This is a genomic window from Paenibacillus sp. cl123 (assembly GCF_900101595.1).
GTDB lineage: Bacteria > Bacillota > Bacilli > Paenibacillales > NBRC-103111 > Paenibacillus_G.
The window spans coordinates 17,782-31,912 of the sequence record NZ_FMYY01000025.1 but is presented as its reverse complement, the minus strand read 5'-3'; the positions used below and the strand labels follow the sequence as shown (position 1 = coordinate 31,912).

The window sequence follows — 14,131 nt, the reverse complement described above, 5'->3', positions numbered from 1 at the left end:
TGGCCGCCGGAATCTTGCATTCTAGCGACTCTAGTTCTCATTGTGTCCGGTTATGAGAGAGTTTATACATGCCATGCGATTACATGCCGGCCAATACCGGCAAGATCATCGATAATCCGAACTTCCTCCCACTCGCCCGCCTGCCGCAGCCATGCCTGAACGACCTCCGCCTGTCCCATTCCCACCTCGAAGGCCACGATCCGGGGAAAAGCGGGAAGCTCGGCCAATTGGGCTATCATCCTTCTATACAGGACAAGTCCGTCCTCTCCGCCGTACAGGGCGCTGGGCGGCTCGAACAGCCGGACCTCCGGCTGCAGCCCCGCCTCGTCCTCCTCCGGAATGTATGGCGGATTGGAGACCAGAATATCGATGCGCACTCCCCGCTCGATCCAGGGACGAAGCAAGTCCCCCTCCGCCCATTCGATGCGGTCCGCTACCCCTAACCGGGCCGCATTGTCCTTCGCCGTCTCCAACGCGGCTGCCGATATATCGGACCCCAGCACCCGCCAGCCCGGGCACTGCGCCGCAAGCACGACGGCGATAGCACCGCTGCCCGTGCCGACATCGCAAACAACCGGCGGGCCGGCAGCCGCAGCGGCTTGCCTCTCTTCGCCCGCCGCCGCCGAGCGGTTCGCAGGTCCCTTATCCGCCCCCGGCCAAAGCTGCCGCCCGAGGCGGACAACCTCCTCCACGAGTAGCTCGGTCTCCGGGCGCGGGATCAGCACGGCCGGGCCGACCCGGAAGGGGAGACCGTAAAACTCCTGCTCGCCGATGATATACTGCACAGGCTCCCCCGCTGCCTTGCGCGCCAGCAGCTGCCGCCACTGCGACTCCCGCTCCGCCGGGAACGGCTCCGCCCAGCGCAGCAGCATCCCGCTGCGCGTCTCGCCCAGCACATGCTCCAGCAGCCGCTCCGCGTTAGATTCCGGCTCGCCTACCCCGCTCTGCCGCAAAAAAGAAGAAGCCTCCGCGTAGGCTTCTCTAATCGTCAAGCGCCGTCCTTCACGCTCAAGCACCGGCATATTCTCCCTTTTCCATCTGGTCGGTCTGCGACGCGATCGTCAGCGCCGAGATGATCTCGTCCATGTCGCCGTTCAGAATCGCATCAAGCCGGTGCAGCGTCAGGCCGATCCGGTGATCCGTCACCCGGCTCTGCGGATAGTTGTACGTGCGGATACGTTCGGAACGGTCGCCCGTTCCCACCTTGCTCTTCCGCTCGGCTCCGTATTTCTCCATTTCTTCCTGCTGCATCTTGTCGAAGATACGGGCACGAAGCACCTGAAGCGCCTTCTCCTTATTGGAGTTCTGCGACTTCCCGTCCTGACACGTCGCCACGATACCGGTCGGAATATGGGTAACCCGCACGGCCGATTTCGTCGTATTGACGGACTGACCGCCCGCGCCGCTGGAGCAGAACGTATCTACGCGAATATCCGCATCGTGAATCTCGATATCGAAATCCTCCATCTCCGGCATAACCCCTACCGTCGAAGTCGAAGTATGAATACGGCCGCCCGACTCCGTCGCCGGAATCCGCTGTACGCGGTGAGCGCCGCTTTCGAATTTCAGCTTGCTGTATGCGCCCTTGCCGTTGACCATAAAGATGATCTCCTTGAAGCCGCCGAGATCGTTCATATTCACATCCAGCACCTCTGTCCGCCAGCCCTGGGCATCGGCAAACTTGGTGTACATGCGGTAAAGGTCAGCCGCGAACAGAGCGGCTTCATCTCCGCCGGCTGCGCCGCGAATCTCGACGATAACGTTCTTGTCGTCATTAGGGTCCTTGGGCATCATCAGCACCTTGATCCGCTCCTCAAGCGCCTCCTTGCGCTCGGAGAGCTCATCAAGCTCCATCTTCACCAGGTCCTTCATCTCGTCGTCCAGCTTCTCGTTTTGCATGGCGCGCGCGGCTTCATATTGCTCCATGACGCTCTTGTATTCCATGAACGTATCGTACGTTTCCTGCAGATCGGACTGCTCCTTGGAATACTCCCGGAGTTTTTTGGAATCTCCGGCCACGTCCGGGTCGCACAGCAGCTCGCTCAGCTTCTCGTAACGATCCGCCAACGCCTGTAATCGGTCCAGCATAGTCATCCATCCTTTCGTTTCTCACGTTTATCTCAAGCTCCAAGCGACCGCCCTGTCTCCACTACTCCATCGCTGCACAAGCGGCTGCTCGCCCGGCTAAACGTTGAAACGGAAATGCATGACGTCGCCGTCCTGCACGACATACTCCTTGCCTTCGAGTCTCATCAGACCCTTCTCCTTGGCCGCGTTCATCGAGCCCGAACCGGTCAAATCCTCGTAACCGACCACCTCGGCGCGGATAAAGCCGCGTTCGAAGTCCGTATGGATCACGCCTGCCGCTTGAGGGGCCTTCATCCCCTTACGAATCGTCCAGGCGCGAACCTCCTGTACGCCAGCCGTGAAGTAGGTGTACAAGCCGAGCAGCTTATACGCGCCGCGAATAAGCCGGTTTAGGCCCGATTCCGTGAGGCCCAGCTCATCAAGAAACATCTGCTTGTCTTCGCCTTCCAGCTCGGCAATCTCCGACTCTACCTTCGCGCTGATAGGCACAACCTCCGCGCCTTCGAGCGCAGCGTATTCGCGCACCTTCTGCACGTAAGGGTTGCCGTCCGTGTCGGCTACCTCAGCCTCGCTGACATTGGCCGCATATAAAACCGGCTTCATCGTCAGCAGATGCAGATCGCGGATCAGCAGACGCTCGTCTTCGCTCAGCTCCACACTGCGCGCCGGCTTGTCGTTGTAGAGAGCCTCCTTGATGCGCTCCAGACATTCCACTTCCTGCGCGTACTTCTTGTCGCCGCCCTTCATATTCTTGCGTGAGCGGTCGATGCGCTTATCCACCGAATCCACGTCGGCGAGTATCAGCTCCAGATTAATGGTCTCGATATCGCTGATCGGGTCCACCGTGCCGGACACATGGGTAATGTTCTCGTCCTGGAAGCAGCGCACCACATGCACGATCGCATCCACTTCACGGATATGCGCCAGGAACTTGTTCCCGAGCCCTTCCCCCTGGCTCGCTCCCTTCACCAGTCCGGCGATATCGACAAACTCGAACGCCGTGGGAACAATGTTCTTGGGCTGAACGATATCGGCCAGCTTGGCCAGGCGCTCATCGGGCACTTCGACGACGCCGACATTCGGATCTATCGTACAGAACGGATAATTGGCCGACTCCGCGCCGGCTTGCGTAATAGCGTTGAACAATGTAGACTTGCCGACGTTCGGCAAGCCGACGATGCCACAAGAAAGACCCATTTATGGACAACTCCTTAATAATCCCTCGATATTTCATTCCTGACATTATATTATATCCTAAAACCAGCTGCCATGTCATCCTCCTTCCAACACTCTACTTAAAACGGGGCTACTCCTCGTCCATCCGCACATGAGGATCGTAACGAGCCACCACCAGCACATCCATGTCCCGCGCCAGGCGGAGCAGCTTGGAAACAACAGAGCCCTGCAAAAGCCGCTTCGACAACGATCTTTTCGATTGCCCGATAATCAGCTGGGACGCCCGATATTCCCTTGCCTTGGAGAGAAGCGCCCCGGCGACCTCATTCGGCTTGCTGCCGAGCACGATTTCGAACTCGCCGCCGAGCCGGCGGGCCAATGTCTCCAGTGTCCGGACTTTCTTGCTCCCTTCCTCGTCTTGGCCCGACTGTCCCTCCGTACGCACATAAACCGCGACCCACGGCGCCTTCAGCCGGTAGGCGATGCGGAATCCCCGGCGAATAAGCCTCTCTGCATTCGAATCAGTGTTGACGCAGACAAAAATCATTTCCTGTCTCCGCCATGGACCGCGAAGCGAGGATCGCCTTTCCCAGGCTTCCAGTCGTTCGTCGACATCGTCGGCGATTTCCCGCAGCGCCAGCTCGCGAAGCGCAATCAGATTGCCGGTTTTAAAGAAATGGCCGAGCGCCTGATCCACTTTTTCCATCGCGTATATCTTGCCCTCTCTCATCCGCTGCTGCAGCGCCTGGGGCGCCACGTCGATCAGCTCCACCTCGTCGGCCAAACGCAAAATAGCATCCGGAACCGTCTCTCGGACCCGAACGCCGGTAATCTGCTCCACGGCGTCGTTCAGACTCTCCAGATGCTGTACATTGACGGTAGAGATGACCGATATGCCGGCGGCAAGAATCTCCAGCACGTCCTCGTACCTTTTTTTGTATTTGCTGCCGGGCACATTCGTATGGGCCAGCTCGTCGATCAGCGCTACCTCCGGATTGCGCCGGATGATCGCTTCCGTATCCATCTCCTTCAGCTCAGTCCCCCGGTAGGATTCGGTGCGGCGCTCGATCGTCGGCAGTTGTTCTCTCTGATCCGCCGTTTCTTGCCGCCCATGCGTCTCGAGCAGTCCGACGACGACGTCGATGCCTTTCTTCAGCAGGTGATTGCCCTCCCGCAGCATCGTGTACGTTTTCCCTACGCCGGGCGCCGCTCCAATGTAGACCTTGAATTTGCCTCGGCGAATTTGTCCGATTTTTTGCTCCATTTCCGGCGTGCTGAGCCTGCGGTACAGCTCGCCGGGGGCAGGAGCGGCGATTTTTGCCGGCATTATGCGCTCCCCTTCGTGCTCGGCCCGGTCGGCAACGAGGAAAATGTCGATGTTTTTCGTTTTTCTGAGCATATCGTTTACGATAGAGCCTTGCCATAGTTCCTGCCAGCGCGATTGCTTGGAATGCCCCATCACGATGCGGGTAACATTATGCTCAAGCGCATAGCGGACCAGCTTGGCCGGCAGGGCATGACGCGAATTGAACGGCAGCTCCGCGAATTCGCCGCCCACTTTGTTCACAAGCTTAATGATGGACCGTTTAAACGTCTCAGCCTCCCGGTTCAGCGGCTTCTTCCGGTTGACGAAAGCCACGGCGAGCATATCTCCTCCAAGCCGCTTGGCGATCTGCTGTCCCCGGCGAATATAAATCGAACCGTTCCAGTGGTATTGGACCGACACGAGAATGCGCTCGGTCGCTCCCGAAGGACCGACAAGCCCGGCCGCTTCCCGGTGCTTGTCGAGCGATGCGTTGACGCCTTCCGCCACGACTCGAAGCGCCAGCTCCCGCAGCACAGCCAGGTTGCCCCGTTCGAACACGGCCGGATTGGGATTGCCTCGCACATGACCTTCCGCATACCGCTGGAGAACCGTTTCCGGCGTCACGTCGATGAGCCGGACTTCGTCGGCTTGCTCCAGCACATTCGCTGGAACCGTCGCCTCCGCCTTCACGCCGGCATACGTCTTTGCCAGCGCCATCACGCCCTCCAGCTCATACACGTTCACGGTCGTAATCACGCTGATGCCGCAATCGAGCAAATAGCGGATGTCGTCCCACCGGGTCCCAAACCGCGCCCCTTCGCGATTGCGATGAGCCAATCCATCGACCAGCATCACCTCGGGGTTTCGCTCGATCAGCGCATCCAGATTAAGGTCCTTCTTCTCCTCGCCCTGTTCCTGCCAATGAATGCTTGGCACCCGCTCCAGGTCCCCAAGCTGTTCCACCGTCTCCGGACGCTGCCGGGTGGACACCGCGCAGATAACGACGTCGATTCCTTGCTTCTTCAGCGCGTGTCCTTCGCGCAGCATATGATACGTCTTGCCGGACCCGCTGACCGCCCCGATTAAAATAGTCAACCGGCCGCGGCGGAGCCGGGAGATGGAATCCAGTATTTCCTCCGGCGTCTTGCGTCCGAAATCTTTCATTCTCCGAGCCTCTCCCCCCGCGGCAGGTTCGATGGCCGCCTCTCCAGCTGCTCATCCAAAAAACGCTGCACGATCGCATTGAACAGCTCCGGCTGGCATAAATTGCTCGGATCGCAGGCGTCCGGGATCAGCATCAGTTCCGCATGCGGCAAATAAGCCGCCACTTCCTTCATACAATGGACGGCGTATTCGCTGTAATCGCCTACGACACAAAGCGCCGGCTGGCGGACAGCCGCCAATTGCTCGGAGTAATCGATGCGGCTCGTCGCCAGCCGCTGCCTGTACAATTCCCGCGGACGCCGATCCCGCATATTTCTGCGGAGCTCGCGGTAAGCCAAGTCCCAGCGGCTGTACATAAGACGCAGCGAAGGGAGCATCAGCTCGGCGGGGGCGTAGCCGGACAGCCAGCTCAGATGCGCCGCGGCCACCTGCAGCTTGCCGGTAATCGTCGCCGTTCCGCTGCGGCAGAAGCTGTCGGCGATGACCATCGCCATCACCCGCTCCGGGTACTGCACAGCCATCTGCTGCACGATCAGTCCGCCATGCGATATCCCGACAAACACGGCTTGCCGGATGCCGAGCGTATTCATAAGCAGGATCAGATCCAGGCATTGAACATCGATCACGCGCTCCGGCGATTGCCGCAGCTTCTCCGACCGGCCGTTGCCGCGCAGATCGCAGACAATTACTTGATAACGTTCCGAGAAGTAATCCAACTGCGGCGCGAACATGCGATGAGTCCAGCCATGCCCATGGACAAAAATAATAGCAGCCCCGCTTCCATAAGTCTCATAATAGAGCGAAGCGCCGTTCAACTGTGCGACTGACAATAGAAGCACCCCTTTTTATTCCTACCTGTTATTTTCCCAGCTTCTCGTTCAAGGCCAGATTCAGCTTGAGGACGTTAACCCGCCGTTCTCCGAACAAGCCCAGGTCGCGTTCCTCTGTGTATTCATCAACCAGCGATTCCAGTTCGGCCGCAGAAATACCCGTGAGCCTGCTGATGCGCTGCATCTGCGCCAGCGCCGACTGCGGCGTAATATGCGGGTCGAGCCCCGAGCCCGAATTAGTGACGAGCGCGACCGGCAATCGATCGATCGGCACATCGGGGTTGTTCTGCCGCCACTGGGCAACAGACTCTTGCGTGCGCGCAAGCATATCCCGATTGGACGGGGCGTAGTTGTTGGAGCCCGACGCCTCCGCCCGGTAGTCGATGCTCGACACCCGTCCGTGAAAATAGCTCGGGTCGGTGAATGATTGCCCGATCAATTCGGAGCCGATCACATGGCCCTCCTTATCCCTCAACAGACTGCCCTGAGCCTGATGAGGGAATAGAAGCTGCGCAAGCCCGGTGCTCACGAGCGGATAAACGAGGCCGCACAGAACGATAAATAAGACGCCAAGCCGTAAAGCAACTCCGAATAAGGATACCGCTCCCATGTAACCGGAGCGCTCTTCCTGCCCCTCGTGAACCGTTGTATGCATGGCTTATTCCTTCTTTCCGTTTGGTAAGGCTGTGAGAATACGCTGCGTCAGATCCATACATGGACTAGCGAATCAATCAGCTTGATGCCGATGAACGGCGCAACCACTCCGCCGAGACCATAGATGAGCAGATTGCGGCCCAGCAGGCGCGAGGCGTTCATCGGACGATAGGCGACGCCTTTCATCGCCAGAGGAATCAGGAGCGGAATGATGACGGCGTTAAAGATAAGCGCCGATAACACCGCTGAGAGCGGCGAACCGAGCTGCATAATGTTCAAGGCCTTCATCTCGGGGATCGCCAGCATGAACATCGCCGGGATGATGGCAAAATATTTCGCAATGTCGTTGGCGATGCTGAAGGTGGTCAAGGCGCCGCGCGTCATAAGCAGCTGCTTGCCGATGGCAACCACTTCGATAATTTTTGACGGATCGGAGTCGAGATCCACCATATTGGCCGCTTCCTTGGCAGCCGTCGTACCGCTGTTCATCGCCAGTCCCACGTCCGCCTGCGCCAGCGCCGGCGCATCGTTCGTCCCGTCTCCGGTCATGGCCACCAGCTTGCCTGCGGCTTGCTCCCGGCGGATGACGGCGATCTTATCCTCCGGCTTGCTTTCCGCGATAAAGTCGTCTACGCCCGCTTCTCTGGCGATCGTGGCTGCCGTCAGCGGATTATCGCCGGTACACATGATCGTTTTGATGCCCATCGCGCGCAGCTGATCGAACCGCTCCCGCATGCCCGGCTTCACCGTATCCTTTAAATAAATAACGCCATATATTCGCCGATCGACCGCCACGGCCAGCGGGGTTCCGCCCTCCGCCGCGATTCGGCCTGCTTGCCGGTCCAGCTCGTCCGGAATCGATCCGCCTTGCGCGGACACCCATTGGCGAATGGCGTCGACCGCTCCTTTGCGCACGCGACGTCCGTCCTTCAAATCGATGCCGCTCATGCGCGTCTCCGCTTTGAATTCGACGAAGCCGCCGCCCTCGGCAAGCGCCGGGTCATATGGCTTGCCGTCCTGCTTCATCCACGCCAGCACCGAACGGCCCTCCGGGGTCTCATCCTGCACGGATGAGATTGCCGCCCAAGCGGCCGCTTCATTCGGGCTTGCCCCTCCCACCGGCACAATGCCGCCGGCCATCCGGTTGCCGAAGGTGATCGTTCCGGTTTTATCCAGAATCATCGTGTTGATATCGCCCGCCGCTTCGACCGCCTTGCCGGACATGGCCAGCACGTTGAACTGCGTCACCCGGTCCATGCCGGCGATGCCGATGGCCGACAGCAGTCCCCCGATCGTTGTCGGGATCAGACATACGAGCAGCGCGATGAGAACCGGGATTTTCAGCTCGACCCCGACGTACGAAGCGATCGGTCCGAGCGTTACGACGACGATCAGAAAAATAATCGTCAGGCTGATAAGCAGCGTGTTCAGCGCGATTTCATTCGGCGTTTTCTGCCGCTTCGCTCCTTCGACCAGCGCTATCATCCGATCCAAGAAAGTCTCGCCGGGATCATGGGTGATCCGCACCGTAATCCGGTCGCTGATAACGCGCGTACCGCCCGTCACGGAACTAAAGTCTCCGCCTGCCTCCCGGATAACCGGCGCGGATTCGCCGGTTATCGCCGATTCATCCACGGAGGCGAGCCCTTCGATCACCTCGCCGTCGCCGGGTATCATCTCTCCTTGAGCGACGACGACGATATCGCCCTTGCGCAGCTCTATCGAGGACACCGCTTTGACGCTGCCGCCCACCAGTTTATTAGCCGCAATCTCCTTCTTTGTCCGCTTCAACGTGTCGGCCTGAGCTTTGCCTCTTCCTTCCGCCAGCGCTTCGGCAAAGTTTGCGAACAATACCGTACACAGAAGAATCAGAAATACCGCAAGATTGAAGCCCGCGCTGCCTTCCGCGTCGAAGTAGCCCGGAAATACCGTCATCAGCAGCACGGTGAATGCGCCTGCCTCAACGACGAACATGACAGGATTTTTGATCATCAGCGCCGGATTCAGCTTGATAACGCTCGCCTTCAAGGCTTCGGCCACAAGCGGACCGGCGAACAGCCCTTTGTTTCGTTTTTCGTCCATGGCAGTTCTTCCTCCTTGATTAACGGATCGTCAAGTGTTCGGCGACAGGCCCCAATACGAGTGCCGGCAGAAACGTCAGCGCGCCGATCAAAATCGCGGTGCCGATCAACAGCCCCGTGAACAGCGCGTTGTCCGTACGGAACGTGCCCATCGTCTCCGGCACCCACTGCTTGCGAGCCATCGATCCGGCGACGGCCAGCATGGCGATTATCGGGACATACCGTCCGAAAAACATCACCAGCCCGGTCGACATATGCCAAAATGGCGTATTATCCGCCAGCCCCTCGAAGCCGGAGCCGTTGTTGGCGGCTGAGGACGTGTATTCATATAGCACCTGCGTCATACCATGGAACCCGGGATTCGTAATCGCGCCTTTTCCAAGATCGGTCAGGAGAGCCGTCGCCGTCGGCGCCAAAATAAGGAACGGATGCATCAAAATCGCCACCGCAATCAGCTTCATCTCGCGCGGCTCGATCTTGCGGCCCAGAAACTCCGGCGTCCGGCCCACCATCAATCCGCAGATGAACACGGCGAGTATGGCATACATCAGCATATTAACCAGTCCGACGCCTTTTCCGCCGAAAACGACGTTCAGCATCATCTGCCCAAGCGGCGCCAGACCGCCCAACGGCGTCAGCGTATCATGCATATTGTTGACCGATCCGGTCGTTGCCGCTGTCGTCACGGCCGTAAACAGCGCCGACTGCGCGATGCCGAAGCGTACTTCCTTTCCTTCCATGCTGCCTTGCGTCATGTCGATGCCAAGGGCATTCATCGCCGGATTGCCGCTCTTCTCCGCCGTGTAGGTGACGGCAAGAAACACCAGGAACAAGGTCATCATCGCCGTGAATATAACCCAGCCCTGCTTGCGGCTTTTCGCAAATCTGCCGTACATGAAGGGCATCGCGGCCGATAACGACCACATGGACAATATTTCAATGACGTTGGTCAGCGGGTTCGGGTTCTCGAAGGGATGCGACGAGTTGGCGCCGAAGAAGCCGCCGCCGTTGGTCCCCAGATGCTTGATCGATTCCAGCGAAGCGACCGGGCCGATCGCTATTTGCTGTGTTGCTCCCTGCAGGGTAGTGACCGTAAGCGTAGGATCGAGCGTCTGCGGCACCTGCAAAGCGACGAGAACCAGCGAGACGAGCAGGGCCAGCGGCAAATATATGCGCGTATGCGCCTTGACGAAATCCTCGAAGAAGTTGCCGAGCGATCGCCCCCTGCTCGTAATGCCCCGAACGAACGCGACCGCTACCGACAGGCCGCTGGCCGCCGACGTAAACATCATCATTGTGATGACCGCCATTTGCGAGAGATAGGTCAGCCCGGTTTCCCCGCTGTAATGCTGCAGGTTGGTATTCGTTATAAAGCTGATTATGGTATTCAGCACAAGCATAGGCTCCATATTGCCGATATCGCCGGGATTCAGCGGCAAGCGGTTTTGTATCCGCAGCAGGGCATAGCCGATCGCCGCGAGCACGAAGTTGGTCGCAAGGAAGCTGAACGCGTAACGCTTCCAGCCCATGCCTGCAGGCTGTTTCAGGCCGATAAGCTTGTAGATCGATTTCTCGGCCCGCCCGAACAGGCGGTCCGTAAGGCTCGGCTCGTTCGAAAACACGTCATACAAGTAATTTCCGAGCGGCTTGGCGATCAGCATTACTGCAGCGATGACGGTCATGATTTGCAAGATGTCCATTTCCGTTCCTCCTTGGCCCTAGCGGCTTTCCACAAAACCAACCATCGTCAAAACTTTTCCGGATGAAGCAGGGCATAAATCAGATAGACCAGCAAAGCTCCTGTAAATACCAGTATGACGGTCATTCCCGCTCGCCTCCCGTATCCTCCGCCGTTCTCCCGCACCAGACGACAAATCCGGCCATCAGCGCGAAGACGGCAATAAGCGTCAGCACCATCCCCATATCCAGCATCGCGGCACTCCTCCTCTGTGGAAAGTAGGCAACAAAAAAGAAGCCTTGGAAAAGAGGACTCTCTCCCGCGGCTTCCCAGGTCATGACAAATGCTGTCCGGACCGTTCGCGATAAGTGTTGCCCCTTCGTACGCTTGCGAGGTTAGCTGACGGATTCGGGCGCGAAAGTCGCCCTACCTCCGGCACCTGGAAGTGCCGGACGATTCACCCCGTGAAGCCATGCTGCGGCTTCGATTGGTTCCCCCGCTCCTTGCTAGGCAAGGATTCAGCGTTTATAACGATGTCATTTTGTTTTCATGTCTCCGGATGGAAGCTGCGGCTCATCCTCTCTCCATCAGCATCCTTTCGCGAAAAGCTGCCCGATGAAGAGAATCGCCATTCCATTCATGAACTGTATCTTACTCCTCGGCGAAATTGCTGTAAAACGCCGCAGATCGAATAACCGTCGGAATTCGGATATGGGGGGTTGTGCAGGCGTACTTTGTCGGATATATCTTCATGTTCCTTGCAAATGCTCTCGAATTCAGAAGTATTCATGATTTTTATGTGATTTTTACACCTCGGGGCGGTTTCTTTTATTTCTTCTTTACGTTACTTTAGACTTTAGTAGAGCCAGCAATTCAGTTCGACGGGAGTGAATGGGCCTATGGCTGATTTGAAAACTTTTGGGACACCGTGGAAATCGTATGCAGGCATTACACTGCTTGTCGCCGGCATGACGGCGGCGATGCACCCGTTTCGGCTGGCATTGGATGTCGTCAATATTGCGCTGCTTTTTTTAATTCCTGTGCTTTTGAGCGCTGTTTTGTGGGGGCTGCGGCCCTCGCTCTATGCGGCTGCTCTTGGCGCTTTGGCGTTCGATTTTTTCTTCGTTTTCCCGCTTTTTAGTTTTACGGTGACGGACTTGCGTTATTTGATTTCATTCGGCGTCTATTTGGCGGTTGCCGCGCTGACGGCCAGTCTGGCCGCCAGCTTGAAGCGTCAGCTGCTCTACGCCAGACAAAGGGAAATGCAAACAGCCGCGCTGTATGAAATCAGCCGGCAAATAAGCGATATAACGGATATTGATGCCTTGCTAGACAACATATCCGGGCAAGCTTCCCGAATCATCGGTATGGACACGGCCATCTACTTGCCGGATGAACGCAATCATCTGGCGCTGACTTACCGCTCTTCCGTCCAAAGCGATTGGGAACAGGGCGAGACGGAAAAAGCCATGGCGAAACTGGCATTCGATCACGGCGAAGCCGTCGGATACGGAACCTATACGTTGAGGCACTCGCCAGGTTATTACCATCCCCTGCGAACCGAAGACCGCGTGCATGGGGTGCTGGCGATCAACCTGAACGAACGGAGACATGAGTTCACAACCGAGCAGCGGCGGATGCTGGAGGCGCTCTGCGGCTTAGCCGCCAGCGCCATCGATCGTGTGAAGCTGGCCGAGGAAGCCAAAATCGCTCATCTGACAGCAGAATCGGAGCGGCTTCGCACCGCCATTCTGGATTCGGTCTCGCATGAGCTTCGAACCCCATTGGCAGCTATTATTGGCTCGGCAACCGGCCTTATTGAGGGCGATCACCTATTTTCTTCGGAGGATCGGATGGAACTGCTCATGACCATTCAAGACGGCGCGCTCAGGATGAACCGGCTTGTAGTAAATCTGCTCAGCATGATTCAATTGGAGAGCGGGATGCTGCGATTGCGGAAAAATTGGTGCGATGTAGAGGATCTGATCGGAGTGGCGATAGCGCAAGTGAAGGGCTTCCAGCAGCATCGCAAGCTGCGCGTGCAGCTGCCGGAGAACATCCCGATGGTGCTGGGCGATGAAGTGCTGCTGGAGCAAGTATTGGTGAACGTCATCAGCAACGCGGTCAAATACAGTCCGGATGGCAGCGAAATCCGCATCATGGTCTCTGAAGGGGACAATGTCTTGGCGATATCCGTCGCCGATCAAGGCATTGGCCTTGAAAACGAGGAATACACGCGCATTTTCGAAAAATTTTACCGTGCACAGACAACCCGGCAAGTGACCGGCACGGGGTTGGGACTGGCGATATGCAAAGGCATCGTGGAGCTTCATCACGGGACGATCTCGGGAAAACGAAACGCTCCCCAGGGAACCGTCATTACGATTACGCTTCCTCTGCCTTTGCCATCCAAAGAAAACAGGGAGGGTGCCGAGCATGAATGAGCAAAGAGCAAGCCTATTGATTATTGACGACGAGCCGCAAATTCGCAAGCTGCTGAAGGTGACCTTGCAGGCTCGCCAGTACATCATTCACGAGGCGGCTACGGGGGAGGAAGGCTTGCAGCAAGCTTCCCGGATTTGCCCGGATTTGATCATCCTCGATCTCGGATTGCCGGATATGACCGGCATGGAAGTACTCAGCCGCATGCGGGACTGGTCCGGCGTCCCCATCATTGTTTTATCGGCCAAGGACAAGGAAGAAGACAAAATTGCGGCATTGGACCGCGGCGCCGACGATTATGTGACAAAACCGTTCGGCATGGGAGAATTGATAGCCAGAATTCGTGTGGCCCTCAGACATGTCGCCTCATCGGCCAACGAATCCCTATTGCGGATTGGCGAGCTGACTATTGATTTATCGCAGCGACTCGTGGAATTACACGGAGAACGGATCAAGCTGACGCCGACCGAATACGAGCTTCTGAGGATTCTCGCCATCAATGCCGGAAAGGTCGTGACCCAACATCAGCTGCTCCAACAAGTGTGGGGCATCCACAACAACGAACAACCCGACAGCCATTACTTGCGCGTGTATATCGGGCATCTGCGGAAAAAGCTGGAGGAAGACTCGACGCAGCCCAAATGGATCGTGACGGAACCTGGGATCGGCTACCGCTTCCTCTCCCGGGATTGAAGCCCTGCCGCTCGCTTGC

11 protein-coding genes and 1 riboswitch are annotated in these 14,131 nt (G+C 57.7%); of the genes, 2 read left to right on the top strand and 9 right to left on the bottom strand.

Annotated features, from left to right (window positions below):
• Positions 1–62 precede the first annotated feature (62 nt).
• The 9 genes from prmC to kdpF form a co-directional block, all read right to left on the bottom strand.
• Positions 63–1,016 carry a peptide chain release factor N(5)-glutamine methyltransferase gene (gene prmC / locus BLR08_RS25975; RefSeq protein WP_371117714.1) on the bottom strand — a complete coding sequence of 318 codons (954 nt, stop codon included), beginning with the start codon at positions 1,014–1,016 and terminating at the stop codon, positions 63–65.
• Positions 1,009–2,088 (bottom strand): peptide chain release factor 1, encoded by a 1,080-nt coding sequence (gene prfA, locus BLR08_RS25970; RefSeq protein WP_072337074.1) that lies wholly within the window; start codon positions 2,086–2,088, stop codon positions 1,009–1,011. The genes prmC and prfA overlap by 8 nt, the downstream gene beginning before the upstream one ends.
• Positions 2,089–2,184: 96 nt before the next feature.
• The gene (gene ychF, locus BLR08_RS25965) at positions 2,185–3,285 is read right to left on the bottom strand and encodes a redox-regulated ATPase YchF (RefSeq protein ID WP_072337071.1); all 1,101 of its coding nucleotides are present in this window, start codon (positions 3,283–3,285) and stop codon (positions 2,185–2,187) included.
• 109 nt (positions 3,286–3,394) lie between these two features.
• Positions 3,395–5,734, bottom strand: a complete 2,340-nt coding sequence (locus tag BLR08_RS25960; protein WP_072337064.1) for a universal stress protein — start codon at positions 5,732–5,734, stop codon at positions 3,395–3,397.
• A complete protein-coding gene (locus tag BLR08_RS25955) occupies positions 5,731–6,564 on the bottom strand; it encodes an alpha/beta fold hydrolase (RefSeq protein WP_143014465.1) in 834 nt (277 codons plus the stop codon). Before BLR08_RS25955 ends, BLR08_RS25960 begins: the two co-directional genes overlap by 4 nt.
• A gap of 28 nt (positions 6,565–6,592) precedes the next feature.
• Positions 6,593–7,219, bottom strand: coding sequence for a potassium-transporting ATPase subunit KdpC (gene kdpC, locus BLR08_RS25950; protein ID WP_072337058.1), 627 nt, complete (start codon positions 7,217–7,219; stop codon positions 6,593–6,595).
• Between the two features lie 47 nt (positions 7,220–7,266).
• Positions 7,267–9,300 carry a potassium-transporting ATPase subunit KdpB gene (gene kdpB, locus BLR08_RS25945; RefSeq protein ID WP_072337055.1) on the bottom strand — a complete coding sequence of 678 codons (2,034 nt, stop codon included), beginning with the start codon at positions 9,298–9,300 and terminating at the stop codon, positions 7,267–7,269.
• A 19-nt stretch (positions 9,301–9,319) separates the two neighbouring features.
• On the bottom strand, positions 9,320–10,999 hold the full coding sequence (gene kdpA, locus BLR08_RS25940) for a potassium-transporting ATPase subunit KdpA (protein ID WP_072337053.1): 1,680 nt from the start codon (positions 10,997–10,999) through the stop codon (positions 9,320–9,322).
• A 47-nt stretch (positions 11,000–11,046) separates the two neighbouring features.
• Positions 11,047–11,124, bottom strand: a complete 78-nt coding sequence (kdpF, locus tag BLR08_RS32185) for a K(+)-transporting ATPase subunit F (protein ID WP_371117716.1) — start codon at positions 11,122–11,124, stop codon at positions 11,047–11,049.
• Between the two features lie 222 nt (positions 11,125–11,346).
• Positions 11,347–11,511: riboswitch (cyclic di-AMP (ydaO/yuaA leader) on the bottom strand.
• Between the two features lie 365 nt (positions 11,512–11,876).
• On the opposite strand from kdpF, the gene BLR08_RS25930 reads away from it, so the two are divergent.
• On the top strand, positions 11,877–13,421 hold the full coding sequence (locus BLR08_RS25930) for an ATP-binding protein (RefSeq protein ID WP_072337048.1): 1,545 nt from the start codon (positions 11,877–11,879) through the stop codon (positions 13,419–13,421).
• Positions 13,414–14,112, top strand: coding sequence for a response regulator (locus tag BLR08_RS25925; RefSeq protein WP_072337045.1), 699 nt, complete (start codon positions 13,414–13,416; stop codon positions 14,110–14,112). The genes BLR08_RS25930 and BLR08_RS25925 overlap by 8 nt, the downstream gene beginning before the upstream one ends.
• Positions 14,113–14,131 lie beyond the last annotated feature (19 nt).